This window comes from Paenibacillus graminis (assembly GCF_000758705.1).
GTDB classification, from domain to species: domain Bacteria; phylum Bacillota; class Bacilli; order Paenibacillales; family Paenibacillaceae; genus Paenibacillus_AQ; species Paenibacillus_AQ graminis.
Genome location: NZ_CP009287.1, coordinates 4454176 through 4478495, shown reverse-complemented (window position 1 = coordinate 4478495; position 24320 = coordinate 4454176). Strand labels below are relative to the sequence as shown.

Sequence of the window (24320 nt, the reverse complement as noted above, 5' to 3'; positions counted from 1 at the left end):
ACAAACAGTGAGTGCGGAAGGAGACTACCAGCAATGGCGAATAATGAATCAGCGGTGAAGCCCGTCGGCGGCCCGCCAAGCGATGTTGAACATATTAAGCTGGAGAGCAACTATCTGCGGGGAGCGCTTGTCGAAACGCTGAGTAACCCGATTACCGGGAGCCTTCCTGAAGATGACAACAGGCTGCTTAAGTTCCACGGCAGCTACATGCAGGATGACCGGGATTTGCGCAGCGAACGGGAACGCTCGAAGCTGGAGCCGGCTTTTCAGTTCATGCTGCGCGTAGTAGCACCAGGCGGTGTGGCTACTCCGGCCCAGTGGCTGGTCATGGATGAGCTGGCCCACAAATACGGCAACGGCACCTTGCGGCTGACTACCAGACAGGCTTTTCAAATGCACGGTGTACTCAAGTGGAATCTGAAAAAAACGATCAAGACCATTAATGATACGCTGATGACCACCCTCGCTGCCTGCGGGGACGTCAACCGCAATGTGATGAGCGGTCCCAATCCGTACCAGTCGGAGGTCCACGCCGAGGTCTATGAGTGGGCGCGCCGGATCAGTGATCATCTGTCGCCGCGCACGCCGGCCTACCACGAAATCTGGCTCGACGGTGAAAAGGTAGTGGACAGCAAAGAGGGCGTAGAGGTGGAACCGATCTATGGCCCTGTCTACCTGCCGCGCAAGTTCAAAATCGGCCTCGCCGTCCCTCCATCCAACGATGTGGATGTGTTCTCCCAGGATCTTGGCTTGATTGCCATTCTGGAAGACGGCAAATTGGCCGGGTTCAATGTTTCGGTAGGCGGCGGCATGGGGATGACCCATGGCGACACGAATACTTACCCGCAGCTTGGGCGGGTGATCGGCTTCTGCCGGCCGGAGCAGGTAATTGATCTGGCAGAGAAGACTGTCACGATCCAGCGGGATTACGGCAACCGCTCTGTCCGCAAAAATGCCCGCTTCAAATACACCATCGACCGGCACGGTCTGGAATGGTTTACCGGCGAGCTGCAGCACCGGCTGGGCTGGGCGCTGGAACCGGCACGGTCCTATCACTTTGAACATAACGGAGACCGTTATGGCTGGGTGAAGGGTGTGAACGGCAAATGGAACCTGACGCTGTATATCCAGAGCGGACGGATTCAGGATACGGAAAGCAGCAGGCTTATGACAGGCCTGCGGGAAATCGCTCTAATCCACGATGGGGATTTCCGGCTGACCCCCAATCAGAATCTGATGATCGCCAATGTCAGCAGTGCGAAGAAACGCAAGGTTGTGGAGCTCGCCAAGCAGTATGGATTGACGGATGGTGCGCATCATTCGGCACTGCGGCGGAGTTCAATGTCCTGCGTGGCGCTGCCGACGTGCGGACTGGCCATGGCCGAAGCAGAGCGTTACCTTCCGCACCTGCTGGATAAGCTGGAGCCGATTATTAACGAGGCGGGGCTGCGGGATGAGGAAATCATCATCCGCATGACCGGCTGCCCCAATGGCTGCGCCAGACCCGCACTGGGGGAAATCTCGTTTATCGGGAAGGCTCCAGGCAGATACAATATGTATCTGGGGGCAGGCTTTACCGGGGACCGGCTGAATAAGCTGTATAAGGAAAACATCGATGAGAAGGAAATTCTGGAGACGCTTGAACCAATCATTCACCGCTACGCCAAGGAACGCCAGACCGGCGAGCACTTCGGGGATTTTGTAATCCGCAGCGGATATGTCAAGGCGGTTACCTCTGGACTCAACTTTCATGACTGAACCGCAAATGAACCCGTTCTCCCTTTATAGGAGGGCGGGTTTGTTCTTTTTTTAGGAATTTATGATTTCTTTCTTGTAGATTAAGTGAATTCACCCAAAGGATAGAAATTAGCCGGATTCGATAGCTTTTTTCCAGCTAGCACTGCTTACTTGCTTGCTTCTTTGCAGCGCTAGTTGGAAAAAGGGAACTTATTCTTCCCTGAAATCAACAAATGTGAGCTTCAAGTGGAAAAAGGAAACTTAATTGGGCCATATTCCTTCTTCAGGAGTGAAATGAGCTGAATTAGTTATCCTTTTTCCACTAAACTTGCGGGGAACATGGTGCACGAGCAAATTAGTTACCCTTTTTCCACTTAGAATTGCCGAAGGATTCATAAAGGGTTCTCCAGGCAACGCTAAACTGAAATCCCAACCAGCTACCTTATCCAATCAAGGACGGCGCAGCCGTTTTGTTCGTTTTGGCAGCCAACCTATTGGTTAGGTTCAAATCAGTTCCTGGAATCTGAACAATCCCTCCTTACAGGCCGCTGCATTGTTTATTTAGTGGGATTTTGGAAAGATTGTTACATAGACAAGATTAAATTTGGATTTTCGACGGTTATCTTTCATAATATAGAGGAGTACCATTAAATCATATCCAAGAGCCATTATAGTAAGTAATGTGTTCTGTACAGAAGAGGCGAAACGAATGATCATCATGAAAACAATGGAAGAGATTGAAAAAATGCGGGCAGCCGGCAAAATTCTTGCGGAATGCCACCGGCAGATCGCTCAAATGATCCAACCCGGAATAACCACCTGGGAAATCGATCAGTTTGCAGAGAAATTCATCCTCTCCCAAGGAGCAACCCCGGAGCAAAAAGGCTATCACGGCTATCCTTACGCAACCTGCGCATCCGTAAATGATGTGATCTGCCATGGATTTCCGAAGCGGGAGGAGCTGAAAGACGGGGATATCGTGACCATTGATATGGTTGTGAACCTGAACGGCTGGCTGGCCGATTCGGCTTGGTCCTACGCAGTCGGCAGCATCAGCGAACAGGCACAGAAGCTGCTGGATACCACTAAAGAATCTTTGTTCAAAGGCATTGAGCAAGCCGTCGCCGGCAACCGGATCGGAGATGTCGCCCATGCCGTACAGGTCTATGCCGAGTCGAATGGCTTCTCGGTCGTGCGTGACTTTATCGGGCATGGCATCGGCTCCGAGATGCATGAAGCACCTGAGGTGCCGCATTATGGACCTGCAGGCAAGGGACCGCGCATCAAGGAAGGTATGGTATTTACCATCGAGCCGATGCTGAACACCGGAAGCTACCGTACCAAGGTCGATGCGGACGGATGGACTGCACGCACCATCGACGGCGGCCTGTCCGCACAGTATGAGCATACGCTCGCCATTACTCCGCAAGGCACCATTATTTTAACAGAGCTGTAAGCTGCATATCCTGGAACCGGGCGTTCACCTTCGTAGGAGGGAGCGCCCGGTTTTTTATGTGGTGCTAGGTGCCTCCCGGAAATACCCTTGATTGGCCAGAGATTAGTCCATATGGAGAAAACAGAGGTATAAATACCCTTGATTGGCCAGAGATCGGTCCATATGGAGAAAATAGAGGTAAAAATACCCTTGATTGGTCTGAGATCGATCCATATGGAGAAAACAGAGGTATAAATACCTTTGATTGGCCTGAGATCGGTCCATATGGAGAAATCAAAGGTATAAATACCTTGATTCGTCTAGGATCGGTTAATTTGTCCGAGATTGGACTATTTAGAGAAATCAGAGCCTCAAGAATGCTATCCGAGGATTTCCCCAAAGCGTAGTCAGGCAATGCAACTATCAGAAGTAATTTTCGTGTATTATCTCCCATGGCGTTATTGACACGGATCGAGCTTCTGACAGGTTTTTTTTGCTGTATGTGTCGGAATTCACGGCTGAATGCAATTGAAATGCATATAATGGTAAGACTTCAATAGCTGAATCAGAATAGAGGAAGAAATATGGCAGTAGACAAACAATGCAAAAATCTGTACAGGAGCCCCAGCCCGGCACAGTGCATGGAGCATTATGGCTGCATTTATGAGAACAATCATCTGATCACTTTGCTGGTGGACCCCGTGGATGGTTCCATCACCGATGCCAACCGCGCAGCCTGTGATTTCTACGGATATCCGCTCCGCATCTTCCGGAAGCTCCATATTACCGATCTGCAGGCGGATCAAGCATCCGGGATGGAAACATTCATCAAGCACGGGATGCCTGGCGGGGCGCATGGCAGAAACAGGGTTTATATGGACAAGCACATGCTCGCGGGAGGACAGCAGATTGATGTGGAGATTCACACCGGGATGATGTCCATGCTGGGGAAGTCATGTATCTATACAGTGATTCACGATATCAGCGAACGTGTGCGCTCTGAGCAGCGGCTTCGGGAGAGTGAGGAGCGGTACAGGGATCTGGTCGAGCTATGCCCCGAAGCCATCCTGGTCTACAGCGGAGGCAGGATTCTGTTTGCCAACAAGCAAAGTGAAAAAATGTTTGGCAAAAAGAAAAAAGAGCTGATCGGCCAGAGGATCGAAGCTTTTTTTAGCGAGGAATATCTTAAAAGCGCCAAATATAATAAGCTCATGGCCTGGGGGGCAACGGTCAAAGAGAGGTTCCGTATTGAACAGCGGCTGATCCGCTATGACAAACGGATTTTTGATGTGGAGATTTCAGGGGTGCCGATTATTTATGAGGAAGAAAAAGCGCTGCAGCTGGTGCTGAGGGACATCACGGAGAGCAAAAAAGAAGTGGAGCGGGCGGTTAAGCTGCAGAATCACCGGCATACTGTAGTTTTTCCGCTGGAAGACAAGGCAGAGCTGGAGAAGCTGTATATTCCGGCACGAACCCTTAGCGGGGATTTCTTCATTTTTCATAAGATTGATGAGGAGCGGGTGATCGGCATGATCGGGGATGTGACCGGCAAGGGGATCACGGCCGCACTGAACATATCAGCTCTCCGGGTGCTGTTTGCGGATTGTCTGGAGGTTACCGTTGATCCGCTGCAGGCCATCAAGGAGCTGAACCAGAAGGCAATGCTGCATCTGGGCGAAGATTATATTGCCGCCTGCTGCTTTCAGCTCGATTTTGGAGCAGGTGTGCTGAAGGCGGCGGGTGCAGGGATTAATGAATTTATCTATGTGCCAAAGGACCAGGATAGCCAATGCCTTACGGTGAGGGGCGCGCCGCTTGGCATGTTCGGAAACAGCGAGTTTGAGGAGATTACCATCCCCTTTTACTCCGGGGACCGTTTTTGCTTCTACAGCGACGGGATGGAGCTTCTCTTTGGCAGTCAGGAACTGAGCCGCAGCTATGAGTATCTGACGGACAAAGTTGCTGAGGCTCCGCTGCAGGATGACTGCACCTGGCTTAACCTGAGCATTAAATGAATGAATGAAGGAGTGTATTATGAACGCTGTTCAAAAGGAAATTCGGCTCTATGGATTGGAGCAGCATCAGGGAATCATCGACGGGATTATTCAGGAGCTTGGACTGGAGGACTATGCGTTTGATATTCGGCTGATTCTAATTGAGGCCATCACCAATGCCTACTATCACGGTAATCTTAGCGACTGCACCAAGCCGATTATTGTCCGGTATCTGCTTAGCGGCAAGCAGCTTGAGCTCCAGGTCGAGGACTCAGGAGAAGGATCAGGGTCTTTGGTGTTCCCGGAAGCGATCAGCAGTGATGAGCTGCTGGATGAAGGCGGGAGAGGTCTATACCTTATCCGCTGCTTCTCGGACAAGGCAGAGATGATTTGCAACACCATGTACATAAGTAAGTGTGTATGTCCTTCGTAGACTGAAAAAGGAGAGAATTCTGTGAAATTAAGTTTGAAAGTAAAGATAAGCATCCTGCTGTTTCTGATTATCAGTGTGCCGTTGGCGATTTCAGGCATTATTTCTTATAATCTGGCCTCTAACACACTGCAGCAGACCATTGAAGAGGAGCTGCGTGATACCACAGCCTCGGCAGCAAAAGCGGTTGATTCCGAACTTGATGCTGTGGGGAGTTATCTAAGTATAGCGAGCAAAAACGATACTCTGGCCGCCTTTGCCGCTAACCCGGCCGGTGATGCTGCCAAAAAAAAGGCTTATACCTATATTTCCGGGATACAGCAGGATCATGCGAAGCAGCTGGAGTCGTTAATGATCGCCGGCACGGACGGACAAGTGCTGCTCACCAGCAGCTCGGGGAATCCTGGTATAAGTGCGCAGGACCAGGATTATTTTCAACAGGCTCTGCAGGGGAAAGAGGCCATCAGTGAAGTCCTTTTCTCCAAAGACAGCAACCAGCATATTGTCGCCATCGCCCGGCCGCTGGAGCAGAATGGACAAATTACCGGTGTGCTGATCGGAACGGTTATGTTCAATTCCCTTTCCGCACCGGTAGCGGAGGTCAAGATTGGTGACAGCGGTTATGGATACATGATCGATCGGACGGGTCTGATTGTCTATCATCCGGAACAAGGCAAGATTCTTAAGGAGACGCTGGACGGCAACAGCAACAAGGAATTGAATGCTCTCGTCCAGGTCATGAAAAGCGGCAAGGCCTCCGACGGCTTCTACACCTATGAAGGCGTACATAAATATATGTCCTTCCAGCCTGCGGGGAACTGGGTAGTGGCCACTACCGCCAATGTCCAGGATTATATGGCCCCGGCAACGGAAATCCGCAACACAACCCTGATCATTATTATAGCCTTCATATTGATCGCCTTACTGGTGGCTTATTTCTTCACTACGCGGAATATTGTGAATCCGGTTATTAAGCTGGAACAGGCAATGTCACGTGCCGGTGAAGGCAATCTGACCGTTCATACCTCCATCCGCTCGGGAGACGAGCTGCAGGAGCTGAGTGAAGCTTTCAATACGATGATTGACAAGCAGAAGGCCATCATTGAAAAGGTAAGGGCAGGTTCGGTCTCCCTGACCTCGATGTCGGAAGAAATGGCAGCCTCTTCGGAGGAAATCAGCGCATCGATTGAGGAGATCAGTTCGAGTACTCAGGAAATTGCCGCTGGAGCGGAGAACAACAACCAGTCAGTTGTAAATGCCTCCCAGGTGCTGGTGCAGCTCTCCAGTCTGGTGCAGATGGCCCAGAGCAAAGCAGCGGCTACTTCCGGCAATGCGGATATCACCAATCAGGCGGCCCAGCGGGGAAGAGCGCAGGTGATGGACACTGTTGAAGCGATGAACACCATCAGCAGCAGCACTCAGGAGACGGAAGAGCAGCTGCAGGCCGTTAGTGAGCTGTCAGACCAGGTATCCACAATCATTGGCACGATCAACGCGATTGCCCAGCAAACCAATTTGCTGGCACTCAATGCGGCTATTGAAGCGGCACGGGCAGGGGAACATGGCCGGGGGTTCAGTGTGGTGGCCGAAGAGGTGCGGAAGCTGTCAGATGAAACCCATAGGCAGGCGACTGAAATCTCAGCTCTGGTGAGCGACATGATAACGCGGATTACTCAGGCGGTAGATTCCATGAGAGGGGCAACAGAGGCGGTTGAGGGCGGCGTACGCGTGGTGACCGAGACGGATCATGCCTTTGTACATATTATCAATTCTGTTGAGCTTATTACGGGCAGTGTTAAGGAGATTCTGGATATTACCCAAGACGAGGTGGCAACCTCCGATCAGATTATCAAGCTGATTGATTCCATGGGGTCCATTTCGGAACTGGCAGCCATCAACAGCGAGAATGTATCCAGTGCGACAGAGGAGCAGGCGGCAACCGTTACAAACTTTGCAGCTTCAGCCCAGGAAGTAAGCGCCATGGCGAATGAACTGGAGATTCTCGTAGAGAAATTTATAATCAGGGGTGAGCAGGTTGAGTGAAATTGTAATTGACATGCCGGAGATGTTCTCCGTGGAAGAGGCCAGTGAATTCAGAGAAAAGATCAGGGGACATATTGACGAGGGGTTCTCCAGCTTTGTGCTTGATTTTGGCGGCTGCGCCTTTATCGACAGCACCGGGCTTGGGGTGATTGTCAGCTCTTACAAGAAATGCGTAGAGAATGGCGGCACCATAAAACTTAAGGCACTAAATGCCAATGTGCTGAAGATTTTCGAATTAACCAGATTGACCCATGTGTTTGAAATTGTATAAAAGCATACATGCAACAGCAGCGGCTGCGCTGTCCTCCAGAGGACGGCGCAGCCGCTGCTGTATGCAGATTGAACATGAACTAATCGGTGATATTCCGGGTGTAATATTCAATGATATCTTTCCGGCGGATGATGCCCAGAAAGATTCCCTTGTCATCGACAACCGGAACGAAGTTCTGGTCAGCCGCCAGTGTTAGCATATCCTCCATCTGGGCGTGAATCTCGACGCTCTCGTTGTGCACATGCTGCTGAATTTCGCTTACGGTCACTTCACGCATATTCTCAAAATTCAGGCCGGCAGTATTCTTAAATTTCCACAATAAGTCGCCCTCGGATAGGGTTCCTACATATTTGCCTTCTTCATTAATAATCGGAATGGCTGAATAATAATGATGCTCCAGTTGTTCAAGGGCTTCCAGCATAGTGATTGAAGAAGTAATGTACGATACCTGATCTTTGGGCAGCAAAAAGGCGGATATTTCCATAAGTATTGGCTCCTTTGCAGCTGATTTTTCCGATAACGGTATCCTTATTAAAACACAGATTAGCATGTAAACGCATATAAAAATGCTATTTGCCATGCCGGGATACCCCGGTGGGCTTAGCGATGCCGGAGGGAACCGTTCATTTTCCTTCCGGGTTACCCGGTTCCGGTATCATAAAAGAGACAGAGGTTCCTTGTCCCGGCTCACTCTGAATAGACAGTCCGCGGCCATACAATTGGGTCAGACGGCGGTTTGTATTGAGCAGGCCGATCCCGCGGCTGAATTTGCGGGAATTGTCCAGGAGGCGGCTGACCTGTTCCTGCGTCATGCCTTTCCCGTTGTCCCTGACCTCGAAGAAAGTGAAGCCTCCGCTGCTGCGAATGCGGATGGTCAGCAGGCCTCCGCGCGAGCGGCTAAGCAGACCGTGTCTGACCGCGTTCTCCACCAGAGGCTGCAGCGTTAGGGGCGGGAGTGAAGGATTAATCCCGTCCTCGATATCCCATTCGACGGCCAGCCTTTCTTCGAACCGGGCTTGCTCGATATACACATAAGCCCGGACCAGTTCCAGCTCATGGGAGAGCGCAACCCGCTGGTGCGAATTCATATAATCGAAGCTGATCCGCAAATAGGAGGAGAACGCCTCACTGAGATCGCGCATTTTGGCGGTATCGATTTCGCTTAAGGCCATAATTGAATTTAAAGTGTTGAACAAAAAGTGCGGCTGAATCTGCGCCTGGAGATAGGCGGCTTCCATACGCAGCATCTCATCTATGGATTGCTTCAGTCCCGTTAGCGAACGGACTCTGTATTTCAGCTCCAATCCGTCAACCGGTTTGACCAGGTAATCGTTCGCACCGGACAGAAATCCGGTATAAATATCTTCAGGCTGTGTGCGGGCCGTCAGAAGCAGAATGGGCAGCTCCGATAATGAAAAACGCTCACGCACAATTCGCGTCAGCTCATAGCCGGACATGTGCGGCATCATCACATCGGCGATCAGCAGATCCCACTGCTCTGTTCCCAGCATGGCCAAGGCTTCATGAGCGCTTAGCGCGGTCCTGATATGGTAATTCTCTGTAGAGAGGATACTGGCCAGTACCTTGAGATTAACGGAATCATCATCCACGGCCAGAATATGGATCCGGCCGCCAGCCCCTTCTGATTCTACGGAATGCGCAGCGCTCCAGATTGTGGACAAGTCTGCGAGAGGGCTGTGTGCCGGAATGGAAGGTCTGGTTGATTCCGCATTTTTCGGCAGCTCTTGCCTGGAAAATGGGGAAGAAGGTTGGCCGGTTACCTCTGCCAGGGGAAGAGTGAAGGTGAACTCCGAGCCTTGCCCTGGTTGTGAACGGACCGTCAGGGTTCCATGATGAAGCTCAACGAGTTGTTTGCAAATGCTCAGCCCGAGGCCGATTCCGCCCCCGTCATTAATCCCCTGCTGCCCTTGCTCATAGCGTTTGAATATCCGGCTGAGTGTCTCCTCATCCATACCGGCCCCTGTATCGGCAACATGAATGATCATTTGCTTGCCCTGAGTTTCTGCAGTTACAGCTATACTGCCTTCAATCGTATATTTGACTGCATTGTGCAGCAGATTGAATAGAATCTGGACCAGTCGCTTCTCATCTGCGAACACCGGAGGAAGAGAGCCGGCAATGTTGTTTTTCAAAGTGAGCGCCCGGCCCTCTGTCATAAATTCGAACATATCAATCACGCCGGAGACCAGCGACTGGATAGACAGCGGCTCCCGCTGCAGCACAATCCGTTTATCCTGAAGCCGGGTTACGTCCAGCAGGTCATTCAGCAGATGTGACATCCGGCGGCTGATGGTCAGGAGCAGATCCATGTCCTGTACACTTTTCTGGTCCATCACGGCATGTTCCTTGGCTGCGACAGTCTGGGCAATACTGATAATGCCATGAAGCGGCGTCCTAAGCTCATGCGAAGTATTAGCCAGGAACTGGTCCTTTAGACGGTCATTATCCTGCAGTTGCCGGTTCAGCTTGAGGTTCTCCTCCGAATTACGGAAGTAACGCTTGAACCAATAAGCGGAGAACCCGATAATTGCAATAATAATATCAACAGGATAAAAGAAGCTGCTGGTACTTCCCGTGGATTCCAAAGCACCCCAAAGCACACTGGACAGGATGGCGACCGCGGCACACAGCAGAAATACGGCATCCTCTTGTTTTCCCAGCACCATTTGCACAATCTTCCAGACAACACCGGCTACAGGGAGCAGATACAAAATACTGAACAAGGGAGTAGTGTACAGAATAAATTCTGCAGGCATAATTATGATAAAAGCCGAATACAGGCCCAGTACCGCAGCATAGCTTCTGAAAAGAATACCGGCCTTCGGCCTTCCCGAGAAGCTTTGTGACAGCTGCAGCATAAAAAAAGACAGCCACATATAAGACAAAAGCTTAATCTTCAGCAGCCAGGTATAATTAATCGGCAGCCAGAGCCTCAGCAGTGTATCATTATCCGAGATGATGGACATGCCGACTGCGACAAGGAGCAGGAAAAAAAGAAGAAAGACTTTTTGCCGGTTAAAGCAATATAAAATCCCTGCATACAAGGCGTGCAGCAGCATAATAATGAATGCGACCAGCTGAAAGCCAATGGAATACCAGCGCTCCGTATCTACCGCAGCTTGTGATCCGAAGCGGATGGAACGGACGATGCCCCCTTTCCGGGGGTGGTCGAAATTGGCGGCGCGGACGAGCAGCTCAATCTCCTGCTTTGCTCCGGTTGTATAAGTCGCGGTGTAGGACACTGCCCTAGGGGTATAACCTTCCTTGTATTCCGCCAAACGGCCAAAGGGATTCTCCTTCTGTCCGTTAATCTCAATCTCCGAGGCCGCCTGAATGCGCTGAATCCAGAAACCGTAGGGGTCTTTTAGCGGCTGGCCGGTCAGAATCCGCAGTCTGTATGTCCCGTATCCGAAGGAGGAATGGCCTTCTTCCGTAAATCCGCTGCTCCAGTCACCCGGAACTTTCACAAGACCATGCTTCTCCATGTCTTTACCGGACTGAGGGAAATCCTCATGTGTTAAAAATTGTTCAGGGTAAAACTCCCATTCGCCATCCAATGTAATCGACCGGGAGTTTTCAATATCAAAGCTGCGCAAATCCAGCACGCCCTGAACCGCCTGTGGGTGCTCGGGTGCGGCATAAGCTGTGAACCAAAGCCAGCGCAGTCCTAAAAGGATGACCAGATACATCAAGACTATAGCTATGTTTTTCAGAAAAAAAGCAACGGGTTTCTTCATCATGAATCCTTTTATTCGACACAAATTGCGTGTTTTCCTCTTTCGCAGCAGGTTCACATGCTTGCATCAAAAAAAGGATACAGCATCTCCTGAACCGTTCAGAGAGCTATATCCTGTGGGAGTGAATTTAAGCGTTGCCAGCGCCCTGGCCGTTATCATGACTTAGCTGCCAAATGATCCCGAATTTGTCCTTCAGGCTGCCATAGCATTTGCTCCAGAAGGTTTCCTGCAGATCCATGATGACGGTCCCGCCTTCTTTAAGCTTGTTGAACCAGTCCTTGATTTTGCCGGTATCGTCGCTCATCAGCGTAAGGTTTACGTTGTTCCCTTCTACATAAGGCATGCCAGGGAAAACATCCGAGAACATCACGGGACTGCCGTCAATGAACAGCATGGCATGCATTACCAGATGTTTGGCCTCCTCGGGAAGAGGGTGGGAAGGGTCTGGGGGCGCTTCTCCAAAGGTCATAATCCGCGGGGCTTCCGTTCCAAATACCTCGGCATAAAACTCTACAGCTTCACGGGCATTTCCATTAAAATTGAAGTACACATTAATTGCCACAGCCTTCACTCCTCTAAGATTGTTAATGTAAGGCAAGCGCTTGATTTCCACATTGTATCATGCGCCTGTCCTTTTAGAAATATACAGAACCGTTAACAATGCCGTCGACCCAGTCATAACACTGCTGTAATTGGTCGTCAGTGATCAAGTCGGAGCGGTGTTCGAACATAATTTTTACCCGGTTGTTCTCCTCGCGGATGATCTGCAAAAACTCGGCAATAGGTGCCCAGCCGTCCTTCACGCTTAGCTCCGGCAGCACCGGATAATGGCTGTTCTGGACCGTGTGATTGACTTGAACCGTGGAGAGATGGAGCAGACCGGCATATTTGGCATACTTCCGTAAGACGGCTTTTGCGTCAAACCGGGGATCAAGCTTGTCCTGCAGATACAGTCTAGCGGTGTCCAGGCACAGTTGAATCTGCGGGTACTTCAGCAATAGATTTTCAAAAAATTCATGTTCGTAAACATAGCTGTTCAAAGCGTCGAATTCAAGAATAGGGGTGAAATGATACTCCCTGCTCCTGAGGTCCAGCCACTCAAACAAGAATTCACTGCGTTCAATCAACCCGCCTAAGGTGCACTCACTTTCAAATACGTACTCGCGGCGGTCCCCGAACCTCCACAGCTTCCAGTCTACGCGGTCATCCAGAATGACCGGCTTCGGATAATGAAACAATACATATTCCGGCTTCAGCGAAGTCAAATATTCAAGCTCAGCCCGTATATGCTCAAAGGCAGCCTCGCGTTCGTCCTGGTCAGGAGAGAGGAACAGCGCATCCCGTATGGTTGAACCATTCGCCCGGAACGGATAATGAACGCCTACCCGAAAGCCTTTGGTTCTTGATTCCTTCATTAAATGGCGGCAGTCTTCATCTCCCGGGAAGGAGCAGGCTTCAATGCCGTAGAATGCAGGCTTGAAATCCCGATGGTATTTGTTGAAGTCAAATCCTCCGTATTGCCCAATCATGAACTGGTGCAACTACATCCACCTCGCATAAAGTTAATAAAATCCAAGCCGAAGCGCACCATACGCCCCGGCTTGGTTCATCCGGACATCGCCGCCCCCTTCCGGCGGTAACCGGAAGGGGAGACGCCAGTCTCTTTTTTGAAAATCCGGTTAAACGATCTGTAATTCTCGAATCCGATGGATTCGGAAATTTCGAATGTCTTGTAATCGGTGGTGAGCAGCAGCAGCTTCGCCTTCTCAATGCGCAGGCGGGTCAGATATTGAACGAAGCTTTCGCCGACGGCTTTTTTGAACATGGAGCTGAAATAGGGCACGCTGTAATTAATCGAAGCAGCCAGTTCCTCCAGCTTGTAAGGGTAGCTGAGATCTTCCCGCATGTGCTGAATAATCCTTGAGATGGATGAGTCAATCTTTTTGCCGCCCTCCTGCAGCTGCTGAAGCTTGTGGAAGTAGGCGCAAGTCGTTTCGTGTACAGAGTCAAAGGTTTGGCATAGCTCCAGCTTTTTCCGCAAGGCCGCTTCCAGCTCCGCACCCCCTTCGGCTCCGATGGCGGTATGGCTCATATCCAGAAAAACTCTCAGATACAGGGATTTGATCTGTTCCGGGTCCCAGCCATGCTCTGTGGCCTGGCGGAATAAAGAACTGCGTTCCTGTTCCAGCGCAGCGGTGCTGAGATGCGGCTCCAGCAGCGCTTTCTTGAGCACCTTGCTCCAGAATCGGCTCATCGGTTCCGGTATGCGCTGAAAGAAAGCGAACCGTTCCCATTCCTCAATGCCGATGCTCTCATCGGAGCGGTAAAAGAAAGGGTAGGGGGCAGACGCTAATCGTTTGAGTGCCTCAGGCCGTCCCTGCAGTCCTTGCCCGAACCTGCACTCGAGGAAAAAGCATTTCATTTTGAGATTCGCGGCAAAGGACTCCAGCACCTGATCCAGAAATCCGGGGCGCTCCAGCTTCAGGGCACCGGTATAGACGGCAAGAAAACGCCCTTTGTCTAGCGCGATTACCTTGTTTGCGCCTATGCTGCCCAGCAGTTCTTTCAGCACGTTGACTCCGGCAAACTGCCACAGCTTCAGCTCTTCAATCTGTTCGATCGGGAAACGCAGAGAGCCCCGGTCCAGCTCCAGCAACAGCACCTTGAATCGGGCTTCCTGTAGCGGGAGCTGCGATTCCTCCAGAGTGCGCAGCCATTTAGCTTCAGCGGCGGGATTCAGCAGCATGTCCAGAAACAGGCTCTGCTCAATCTCAATTTCACTGAGCCGGACCTGCTGTTCCAGCTGGAACTGCTTTTCCCGCGTTTCATCAATCGAATGGACCTGAGAAGCCAGTTGCTCCATCGTCCTGGTCAACAGGCCAGGATCAGAAAGACAGTCATCCTTGATCAGGTAGGAGGCTGCTTTCAGATGAATGGCCTGCTGGGCGTAATGGAAGTCCTGATGACAGGTAAGAATGATGATTTGCGGCGGGCGTTCCCCGCTTTTTTCAATTTCACGGAGCATCTCCAGACCGTTCATTCCCGGCATCGTGATATCGGTTACGATTAACTCCGGTTTGTGCTCCAGGAACAGCTCCAGTCCGTCTTGCCCGTCTTCCGCTTCGCCGACAAGAGTGAACAGATCGCCCCGCTCTTCAATAAAATGGCGGAATACGGTTCTTGCCGGAATCTCGTCTTCCACGAGTACTACCCTATAGTGGTTCATGATGCTCCTCCTTCACAAGAACAGACTCAAACGGCAGCGTGATACGGATGGTCAGACCTTCTCCGGGGGGGCTGAGGAGCAGGATCTGCGCGGCATTTCCGAACAGCAGCTTCATCCGCATCCATACATTCTGCAGCCCGATATTCTCTGTGGACTCTTCCCGGAGCAAGTGGAGCTGCAGGGTCCCCAGCTCGGCCTTCCCTAGTCCAACACCATCGTCGCTCACTTCAATGACGATATGGTTTTTTGGGGAATCGGCATAAACATGAACCTTAATATGCCCTTCAGGCGTTTTGTTCGGAAGAATACCGTGAAAGACGGAGTTTTCAATCAGCGGCTGAAGGCTGAGCTTCGGAATCTGCATGCTCCGCAGCGGCTCCTCAATTTCGGCCTCCAGATGGACTTGGCACTTGTAACGCATATTAAGCAGCCCCACGTAATCCGCGAGATAATCAAGCTCTTGCTGCAGCTGTACCGTCTGCTCATAATTTTCCATGGAATACCGGAGAAGTGCAACCAGCCGGCCCATCAGCGTATTGATCTTTTCATAATCCTTCATCATGGCGAACATGCGGATTGTGTTGAGTGTATTGTACATGAAATGCGGGTTGATCTGCGATTGCAGCGCCCGGATTTCCAGCTTGCGCTTCAGATCCTCCGAATCATGGAGATCTGCCAGCAGGTCCTGAATGCGTACAGCCATGGTGTTGAGCATCCGGCCCAGGTCGCCGATTTCATTGTTGGCAAAATGAGTGACCCGGGCATCGAAATGGCCTTTTTTGATCGCATCGACCTGCCGTTTCACCGCCTGCAGCGGCCGGTATAGCTGATACCCGAATCCGACAACGCACAGTGCACCGAGAAAAACCAGAATCCCCAGAAAGTAAGCTACGGTTCTGCGGATGATGTCTGCGCTGGCGGTAAGCTCCTTGGACGGTATCTCCGAAACCACGATCCAGTTATCATAGGTAGAGGTCTGCTTGACGGAGACGATGGAAGAGCCGACCGCGAATTGATTCGGCCGGTCCAATTCCTTCCAGTGCTTGAGGATATTCTGCACCCGCTGGGTATCTTCTTTCGGCTCCAGCCTGCTGGTCGTGGCAATCGTCATCCCGTCTCCGGTCAAAAGAGAGATAGACCCTTGATTACCCAGCTGAATGTTCTCAATCTGCCGCTGGTATTGGTCATTGTTCATTGAGATCAGCAGAACCCCTTTCAGGTCTTCATACAGGTCAAAGGGGACGCGTGAAATATAGTAGGTTGAAGAATCCAGAATCGCCAGGTCCGGCAGAGCGTGCTTGTCCAGGAACAGATTGGCCTTGCCTGAGGATAAATAGGCTTCGATCAGCGGCCGGTAGGGAGAAATCTCAAGCATGGCCGGGGCTTCCGCAGAAGAGAGGACTTCCCCCGTAATGGCTGAATATACCTGAAGCCCCTCCACGTTCCCGATAATCGCCGAGGCATTGCTGAGCACGGCGATCAGATCCTTTTTACGGACAACCTCCTCGAAATATTGCGCCGATGGTGATACCAATGCGCTCTGAATGGAAGAAATGCGTGAATACTGCTCGCTCAGCTCCCGCAGCCTGGTCATGGTTAATTCAATCCGGTCGACGACCTGGTTGACGAGCTGGGCGTTCAAGCGGTTCACCTGTTTTTCAACAGTAGTACTGGAGACGCTTACAGAAATAAAGGACAAAACAATCAGAGGAATTACGGAAATGGCGAACATCACCAGAATCATTTTGAAATAAAAGCTCCGGCGCAGAAAGCTTAAGAAGGTTGAACTCATAGGAACCACTTCCGTTACTTGGTTTTAGGCTGGGGATGGCGGATAAGCTATCCTATAATTATTATAGTACATTGAAGGATGGCTATGGAACACAGATTCCGGCGGATCTTAAAAACGGTTACACATTGGCGCGAATCCGGCATGTTCACAAGATACGCTGTCTTCTATAATCCAAAGTGTAAAGACGATGTAAACGCAATCAATACAAGCAAACGGGGGATGACAATGAATTTCAAAAGAAAGCTTGTACCGCTTGTGGCAACAGCGGCATTGATGGTAACCACACTCGCAGGCTGCTCCGGCAGCAATAATTCCGCAGCGGAAAGCTCCGCTTCACCGGAAGGGGCCGCTAAGACAGAAACGGGCAGCAAAACGGCCAGCATCAAGGCGATGACCATTCTCTTTGGCAACCCGCCTGCAACGGAAAACAACAAAGCCCTGGAGGACCTGGAGAAGCGGGGGAATGTGGACCTGGACGTGACCTTCGTGCCATCCGAGGCTTACACGGACAAGCTCTCCGTAGCTGTATCGGCAGGCAACTCCTATGATTTGCTGTTGATGGATGGCGGAAAGGACGACAAGTTTAGCAACCTTGTGAAGATGGGGGCCTTCCATGACTTGACTCCTTATATTGAGAAAACTAAGAACATCAGCAAGATCGACGATACAGTCTGGAATGGAATCAAGGTCGATGGCAAGGTGTACGGAATTCCCCGGCCGCGGGGCCTGTATGGCGGAGGGGAAGCCAATATCCTGATCCGCAAGGACTGGCTCGACAAATACAACCTGGCTGTACCGAAGACAGTGGATGAGCTGACGAATGCTCTGGCTGTATTCAAGGAAAAGGACCCGGCAGGCGGAGGTAAAACCATACCGTTCTCGATCTACGGTGTAGATGGCATCAACAGCCCTGGACCTTTTGCCGGTGTGGCGCCGATTCAATTCGCCTTCGGCGTCCCGAATATCTGGAAGCTGGATAACGGGAATGCCGTCCGCGACTTTCAGACGCCTGAATACAAGGCATTTCTGGAATGGCTCAAGGATTCATGGAGCAAAGGGCTGATCGATAAAGATGCACCGGTGCTCAAAAATCAGGGGCAGGCGCGCAGCAAGTTTTTGGCCGGGACAGCAGGCGCCTTTGTGGGGAATGTGAGCGATATGGCTGAGACCAATATTGAAAAGCTGAAGCAGACTGATCCGAACGCCGAAATCGCCATTGTCGATGTCCTGGAAGGTGCAAACGGGCAAAAAGGCGTAGCTTTACTTGGCGGATACTACGGACTGTGGGCCATTCCAAGTTCAGTGAAGGAGGACAAGGTTCAGCAAATTGTCGATTTCCTCGATTTCTCAGCCTCCGAGGAGAATGTAGCGTTCTCCAAAGCGGGAGTGGCCGGAATCCATTCCAGTGATTTCAAAGATGGCATCGCTGTACAGACAGAAGAACAGAAAAAACAGTACGATTTAGATAAACCGAGCCAATTTGTGCTGGAAAACAGAGTCGACCCTTACGTATATGCCGGCTCCAAGGATCCGGAGATTCTGAAGGCTCAAAGGGCTACTCTGGATGCCATCAGCAAGGTTGGAATTGAAAATCCGTTCCTCAGCTACAACTCGGCAACCGCGAGCAAAAATCCGGACAGCTACAAAAAAATGAGTGCCGTGATGACGAAGTATGTGCTGGGTGAAGGGACTTGGGATGATGTCCAGAAAGAGATTGATGCCTGGACGAACGGCACAGGTGCGCAGATTGCCAAGGACCTGCTGGACCAGTACAATGCAGAGCATAAATAAGTAAAACTAAAAGAGACACGGAGGCAAAGAAGGGGGTTCTCCCCTTTCTTTTGCCCATGGATAAGGAGGTTTGACCTGTGCAGAGAATTTTACGCCCTAAACGATTTAATCAGCTGTGGCCCTTTTACTTACTGGCGGCACCGGGAATTCTCTATTTTGTGATTTTTCATTACATTCCGATGTCGGGATTGATGCTGGCTTTCAAGGAGTACAGCCCGTTTAAAGGCCTTATAAACAGCTCTTGGGTCGGGCTGGATAATTTCAGACAGTTTTTCGGAACTTCCGATTTCTATATTTTGCTGAAAAATACGCTGCTGATCAGCTTGCTGAACCTGGTCATTTATTTTCCCTTTACGATTATTCTATCCCTGCTGCTGAACGAACTGCGGCTTAAGGTGTTCAAGCGGGTCTCGCAGACCATAGTGTACCTGCCCCACTTTCTGTCCTGGGTGGTTATTTACGGGATTACCATCTCCTTCTTCGGTCCATCAGGAGTGATTAATCACTATTTCACCGAATGGTTTGGCGGCAGCGCCAATTTCCTGGTCAGCAACGAGTGGTTCCGGCCGCTGGTTATTTTCCAGTCCATTTGGAAGGATGCGGGCTGGGGGACAATTATTTTTCTGGCGGCACTAGCCGGGATCAACCCTGAACAGTATGAAGCGGCCAAAGTGGATGGAGCGAACCGGTTTCAGAATATCTGGCATATTACACTGCCCGGCATCAAAAGCACCATCGTCATTCTCCTGCTGCTCCGTCTCGGCTCGTCCATGGACTCCAACTTCATGCAAATTTTCCTGATGACCAACAGCCTCAACCTCGATGTCTCCAATGTGTTCGATCTGTTCGTCTACCATATCGGTCTGGAGCAATTCAACTACAGCTTCGCGATCACCGTAGGCATGTTCAAATCCGTTGCCAGTCTGATCCTTGTACTCGGGGCCAATTATGCGGCAAAGCTTCTTGGAGAAGAAGGCATATTCTAGAACTAGAACAGGAGTGGAGACGTTATGAAGTTGCGGGTAACATGGTTTGACAGCCTGATTGTAGTGATTATCTGCTTAATCAGCTTGCTGGTGATATTGCCTTTTCTGTATATTATCGCTGTATCCTTTAGTCCGCCCGGTGACTCACTTGCAGGGAATTTCTTCATCTGGCCCAAGCATTGGACGCTGGATGCTTACTCCTATCTGCTGAATGCGGATACCTTCCTGACTTCGGTCAGAAACTCTGTGGTGATTACAGCGATGGGAACCCTCTTAAGTCTGTTTGTATCCGTTACACTGGCGTATGCATTGTCCAAAAAGTTTTTGCCCGGCCGGCGGATCATGCTGCTGTTCATTTTCTTCACCATGATCTTTCACGGCGGCATGATTCCCAGCTATCTGGTGGTTAAAAATCTGGGTTTGATTGACTCCTACTGGGCTGTGGTGCTTCCGGCGGCTTCCAGTGCTTTTAATATCATGGTTATCCGCTCTTTCTTTCAGAGCCTTCCTGAAAGCCTGGATGAAGCGGCCAGAATTGACGGTGCAGGTGAGTTCAGAATTTTGTATTCGGTTGTGCTTCCGCTGTCCAAACCGATTATCGCCACCTTTACACTGTTCTTTATGGTGCAGTTCTGGAACGAGTTCTTTTCCGCCGTAATCTACTTAAATGATACGTCGCGCTGGCCGATTCAACCGCTTCTCCGGCAGATGGTGGCGATCAGTGCCTCCAATATTTCGGCAGAAGCCGCAGTGGATGCACAGATGGCCGCGAATCTCGGACCCAATGTGCAAAATGCTGCAATCCTGCTGGCTATGCTGCCTATTGTTATCGTGTACCCGTTCCTGCAGAAATATTTTGCCAAGGGGGCCATGCTGGGCTCCATTAAGGAATAAATGCGGATAAGCTCCGCTGGACAAAAAGGTGATGATCCCCATGACTGTTGGTTATAAAGATTTGCGGCACAATCCCGCGTACACAAGACCGCAGATGTCTGATGAAAAATTCCTAAAAACGAAGCTTGACCTGAACAGACCGGAGCTTGCAGAGGTAGCCGCCAAGCTGCAGGAGGGCAATGTCCCTGGGGCAAGAGATGCCTATCTGGAGGTTATTGCATCCGGTAACAACGGAAGATATTACTTCGAAGTGAAGGATGTTCCCAGCCTCATGGCATATGCGTTGAACAGTTACAGCCAAGAGGAGGAAGCCAAGCAGGACATTGCCGAGGCCGACCGGATTGTAGAGGGCGATATCCCGCTGTTCAAGAATAAAAGAGTGGTTTTCCCGAAGGGAGCCTATGATTGGAACAGCTGGCTGTACGACAGCTCGCAGTATCAGCTGCATCTGACGCGGTTTGTTTATGTCAAACGCCTGTCCAGAGCGTACGCGCTGACCGGCGATGAGAAATACGCCAAATGCTTCAATGACATGATGAGCCACTTCATTGACGATAACCCGATGCCGGTGGACGATACTTTCCGGGCCGAGCATTCCACCTGGGACCCGCTTTCTGCCGGGGTGCGGCTGTTTATGCTGCCGGAAGCCTTCATCACGTTCTTCAGCTCTCCTTCGTTTGAGCCTGAAGTCCAACTGAAGCTGATCAAATCCTTCCATGAACACGGCCAATATGTACGCAAATATCATGCCAGCCATGGAAATCATGTCTGCATGCAGCTTCGCGGATTAATCCAGACGGCACTGCTCCTGCCGGAGCTGAAGGATTCCGCAGAATGGCTGGATTACGGCATGCGTGAAATGCCGGGGTATATCCGGCAGAATGTATACCCGGATGGCGTGCAGTTTGAAGGCAGCCCTAACTATCATCTGGTGGTGATGCGCGATGTATATGAGCTGGTGGCGCTGTTCCACAAGCTCGGCATCGCCGCCGGTGAATATCAGGAAATCCTGGAGAAAATGTATGTCGTCATGATGCATCTGCTGGCACCGGACGGACAATTGGTCAAATTCGGCGATACCGACCTGCAGGTAGCCAGTGAACTGCGTGATATCATGAGCCTGGGGGCATATCTGTATCAGCGCAGCGATTTCAAGGCCCTGGGACATGAGCGGCTGCCGTTCTCGCTAATCTGGAGAGTGGGACCGGAAGCTGTGGAGAACTATAATCAGCTGAAGGCTGTAGAACCAACTGAAACGGCAGCCTGCTTTCCAACCGGGGGATATTTAACCTCCCGGCAGGGCTGGAAGCATAGCGACATGTACATGGCGATGCGGGCGGGCGTTGGAGTAGGCGGACATGCCCATTCCGATGCGCTCAGCCTGGTGCTCTATGCCGGCGGGCGTGAACTGCTGGCGGATTCTGGAATGGGGCTGTTTGAATGGAATAAGGAGCGTAAATATGCGGTATCTACCCGTGCTCACAATACAGTAGTTGTAGATGGACAAGATCAGCATGTCCGCAGCTTTCACTGGAATACGCCGACTACCGCTGCCTGCCGGATCTGGGATTTTCAGACGAATGGACAATATGACTACACCTGTGCCAGCCATTACGGCTATACCCGCTATGATGATCCGGTGGTCCATACCCGGAAAGTTCTGTTCATCAAAAACAGCTATTGGCTGATCGCGGATCTGTTCGAAGCTAAGGAGCAGCACCGTTATGAACAGTACTTTCATCTGCCGCCTGGAGAAGTAGCGTACGATTGCCGCACAGGGGAGATATCCACGCAACTGGAGGCTGCTAATCTGCTGCTTGTGCATCCGTCTGCCGGGCAGCAGGTGGATCAGCTGTCCGTGGAACCGGGACGGATCTTCAAACAGGGCAATTATTATGATAACCCGGTGGTGAAGCGTTCTTGGACTGCTGCGGGAAGAACGGTCATTGAAACGCTTGCCGTTCCGTTCGGAACCGCAAGACCCAAGGTGAAGGTCGAACGCCTGCCTGCCCGGAGAAACGGGGTAGAACTATCCGCCGTAGAGGCTACCGCCCTGCGTATTGTAATGGAAGACAGAGTGGATGAAATCTGCTTATTCCATAACAGCTTCAACGTTGAGGGGTACCTCAATCATACCGGCAATATCATTGCGGAAGCGCTGCTGCCCCGCAAGAACGAGCCGGAAGCATTGGAGTTTGCCGGAGCCACTCACAGCCGGGATGTTATTGTTTTATCGAACCGGAGAGTATAGTTGAGGTTATTTCCGAGACACCCATTCCGCTCAGGAATGGGTGTTGTTTGCATTTCATGCTAACGGGGAAACTGGCGGAATGAGAGGTAAAAATACCTCTGATACTGGCGCTAACGGGGAAACTGGCGGAAGGAGAGGTAAAAATACCTCTGATACCGGCACTAACGGGGAAACTGGCGGAATGAGAGGTAAAAATACCTCTGATACCGGCACAACCGGGAAACTGGCGGAATGAGAGGTAGAAATACCTCTGATACCGGCACAGGCTTCCCTAAACATACTGCGGTTGAGCCGAGCGGTCGCTGAGAGTCCGCTTAGAATATTCTTTGTAGTCCCGGCCCATCCCAAAATAGAAAAATTACAAGTACAACTCTATATCATGCACCTTTTTCTTCTAAATTGTATAACTGTTCCTGGCTGTACCTTTATAGCAGTTTCAGCCGGATTTCCGATGGACAAGCTGCGGATGGTTTCAATATACTTGAGGAAAGTATTGGATGGGTACGAAAAGCGGCCATTCAGCTTAGGTTGTATCCGGTAAAGGGGATAAAAAGGATGAATACTAACATCGCATACCGCAGGCTGGCTAACCAGCTGATCAACAGCCCGATCTCTCTTGAGCCGGAGGAAGTTGTCCGGAGACTGGGTGCGCTTCAGGCACAGGATTATCTGCAGGCAGTATGGGCGGTTGGCCTGCGCACGCCTTCAGCAACGCTGGCCGCGGTTGAACGGGCGATCGCGGAAGGAAAGATTGTGCTGACCTGGACACTCCGCGGAACGATTCATTGTGTGCCGCCGGAGGATGTGAAATGGCTGCTTCGGCTGAGCGGGCCCCGTCTGCTCAAGCAAGCTGTGCGAAGAATGGCGCAATTGGAGCTGGATGAAGGAACGCTGGAACGGTCGAGAAAAATCATCTATAACGCACTCAAGAGCGGCGGAAGCATACGGCGGCCCGATTTGCTTGCCCTGCTTGAAGGCGAAGGCATCCGCACCGAAGGGCAGCGGGGCTATCATATTTTGTGGCATAGTGCGTACAGCGGTCTGATCTGCTTCGGCCCCCGGAACGGTAAACAGCAGACCTTTGTCCTGCTCGACAAGTGGGTGGAGCATTCCCGGCAGCTGTCCTTCGAGGAATCACTATCGGAGCTGGCCTTGCGCTATTTTACAGCCCATGGACCGGCGACTGTCAAGGATTTGGCATGGTGGGCCGGAATCACACTAACGGAGGCCAGGGCAGGGCTTGAGGCAGTAAAGCCTAAACTCATATCTGAAATCATTACAGGTGCTGAGTACTGGATGCCAGCAACACCTGCCGAGACACAACTCCCCTCCAAAGAAGTTCAGTTGCTGCCGGGTTTTGATGAATATATTCTCGGCTACAATGACCGCAGTGCTGTGCTTGAACCGGAGACGGCACCGCGCATTGTTCCTAGCAATAACGGTGTATTTCTGCCGGCGATTGCTGCGGACGGCCAGATCCTCGGCACCTGGAAACGGACCGTCAAGACAAAGGGCATTGAGTTAAAGTTCAGCCCGTTTGAACCTCTGGAACACAAATGGAGAGAGAAGCTTATGCAGGCTGCTGAACGGTATGCCGCCTTTTTAGGACTCCCGGTGTTAAAGACTGAATGTGAAGAAGCGCACACAGCCCGATGATCCTGTGATGGAGGTGTAACGCCGGGCCAATTCAGTGGAAGCTGCCATCTGCGGTC

The 24320-nt window shown here is 51.1% G+C and carries 17 protein-coding genes; 11 read left to right on the top strand and 6 right to left on the bottom strand.

Annotated features, from left to right (window positions below; translation table 11 throughout):
• Nucleotides 1–33: 33 nt before the first annotated feature.
• The 6 genes from cysI (at nucleotide 34) to PGRAT_RS19155 (ending at nucleotide 7910) form a co-directional block, all read left to right on the top strand.
• Nucleotides 34–1758 (top strand): assimilatory sulfite reductase (NADPH) hemoprotein subunit, encoded by a 1725-nt coding sequence (gene cysI, locus PGRAT_RS19185; protein ID WP_042267050.1) that lies wholly within the window; start codon nucleotides 34–36, stop codon nucleotides 1756–1758.
• Between the two features lie 688 nt (nucleotides 1759–2446).
• A complete protein-coding gene (map, locus tag PGRAT_RS19180; RefSeq protein ID WP_025705399.1) occupies nucleotides 2447–3193 on the top strand; it encodes a type I methionyl aminopeptidase in 747 nt (248 codons plus the stop codon).
• Nucleotides 3194–3756: 563 nt separating this feature from the next.
• Complete coding sequence (locus PGRAT_RS19170; RefSeq protein ID WP_025705397.1) at nucleotides 3757–5187, top strand: SpoIIE family protein phosphatase; 1431 nt, start codon at nucleotides 3757–3759, stop codon at nucleotides 5185–5187.
• Nucleotides 5188–5206: 19 nt separating this feature from the next.
• Nucleotides 5207–5599, top strand: coding sequence for an ATP-binding protein (locus PGRAT_RS19165; protein WP_025705396.1), 393 nt, complete (start codon nucleotides 5207–5209; stop codon nucleotides 5597–5599).
• Between the two features lie 21 nt (nucleotides 5600–5620).
• Nucleotides 5621–7639, top strand: coding sequence for a methyl-accepting chemotaxis protein (locus tag PGRAT_RS19160; protein WP_025705395.1), 2019 nt, complete (start codon nucleotides 5621–5623; stop codon nucleotides 7637–7639).
• Nucleotides 7632–7910 carry an STAS domain-containing protein gene (locus PGRAT_RS19155; RefSeq protein WP_025705394.1) on the top strand — a complete coding sequence of 93 codons (279 nt, stop codon included), beginning with the start codon at nucleotides 7632–7634 and terminating at the stop codon, nucleotides 7908–7910. The genes PGRAT_RS19160 and PGRAT_RS19155 overlap by 8 nt, the downstream gene beginning before the upstream one ends.
• 79 nt (nucleotides 7911–7989) lie before the next feature.
• Here PGRAT_RS19155 and PGRAT_RS19150 read toward each other — a convergent pair whose 3' ends face one another.
• From PGRAT_RS19150 to PGRAT_RS19125, 6 genes are all read right to left on the bottom strand, one after another.
• Nucleotides 7990–8394 carry a CBS domain-containing protein gene (locus tag PGRAT_RS19150; RefSeq protein WP_025707116.1) on the bottom strand — a complete coding sequence of 135 codons (405 nt, stop codon included), beginning with the start codon at nucleotides 8392–8394 and terminating at the stop codon, nucleotides 7990–7992.
• Between the two features lie 139 nt (nucleotides 8395–8533).
• Complete coding sequence (locus tag PGRAT_RS19145) at nucleotides 8534–11671, bottom strand: hybrid sensor histidine kinase/response regulator (protein WP_025707115.1); 3138 nt, start codon at nucleotides 11669–11671, stop codon at nucleotides 8534–8536.
• Nucleotides 11672–11795: 124 nt separating this feature from the next.
• On the bottom strand, nucleotides 11796–12230 hold the full coding sequence (locus tag PGRAT_RS19140; protein ID WP_025707114.1) for a VOC family protein: 435 nt from the start codon (nucleotides 12228–12230) through the stop codon (nucleotides 11796–11798).
• 73 nt (nucleotides 12231–12303) lie between these two features.
• On the bottom strand, nucleotides 12304–13209 hold the full coding sequence (locus PGRAT_RS19135; RefSeq protein WP_025707113.1) for a sugar phosphate isomerase/epimerase: 906 nt from the start codon (nucleotides 13207–13209) through the stop codon (nucleotides 12304–12306).
• A gap of 65 nt (nucleotides 13210–13274) precedes the next feature.
• Nucleotides 13275–14894 (bottom strand): helix-turn-helix domain-containing protein, encoded by a 1620-nt coding sequence (locus tag PGRAT_RS19130; protein WP_025707112.1) that lies wholly within the window; start codon nucleotides 14892–14894, stop codon nucleotides 13275–13277.
• Nucleotides 14881–16686: a cache domain-containing sensor histidine kinase gene (locus PGRAT_RS19125; protein ID WP_025707111.1), complete on the bottom strand. Its 1806-nt coding sequence runs from the start codon at nucleotides 16684–16686 to the stop codon at nucleotides 14881–14883. Before PGRAT_RS19125 ends, PGRAT_RS19130 begins: the two co-directional genes overlap by 14 nt.
• 225 nt (nucleotides 16687–16911) lie before the next feature.
• Here PGRAT_RS19125 and PGRAT_RS19120 point away from each other — a divergent pair, with 225 nt between their 5' ends.
• The 5 genes from PGRAT_RS19120 to PGRAT_RS19095 all read left to right on the top strand — a co-directional run bounded on the left by PGRAT_RS19120 (nucleotide 16912) and on the right by PGRAT_RS19095 (nucleotide 24264).
• A complete protein-coding gene (locus PGRAT_RS19120) occupies nucleotides 16912–18477 on the top strand; it encodes an extracellular solute-binding protein (protein ID WP_025707110.1) in 1566 nt (521 codons plus the stop codon).
• Nucleotides 18478–18554: 77 nt separating this feature from the next.
• The gene (locus PGRAT_RS19115) at nucleotides 18555–19463 is read left to right on the top strand and encodes an ABC transporter permease (protein ID WP_036705947.1); all 909 of its coding nucleotides are present in this window, start codon (nucleotides 18555–18557) and stop codon (nucleotides 19461–19463) included.
• Nucleotides 19464–19487: 24 nt separating this feature from the next.
• Nucleotides 19488–20357 (top strand): carbohydrate ABC transporter permease, encoded by an 870-nt coding sequence (locus tag PGRAT_RS19110; protein ID WP_025707109.1) that lies wholly within the window; start codon nucleotides 19488–19490, stop codon nucleotides 20355–20357.
• 40 nt (nucleotides 20358–20397) lie between these two features.
• The gene (locus PGRAT_RS19105) at nucleotides 20398–22608 is read left to right on the top strand and encodes an alginate lyase family protein (RefSeq protein WP_025707108.1); all 2211 of its coding nucleotides are present in this window, start codon (nucleotides 20398–20400) and stop codon (nucleotides 22606–22608) included.
• Between the two features lie 555 nt (nucleotides 22609–23163).
• Entirely contained in the window at nucleotides 23164–24264 is a 1101-nt protein-coding gene (locus PGRAT_RS19095) for a winged helix DNA-binding domain-containing protein (RefSeq protein ID WP_025707106.1), read from the top strand.
• The last annotated feature ends 56 nt before the right edge of the window (nucleotides 24265–24320 follow it).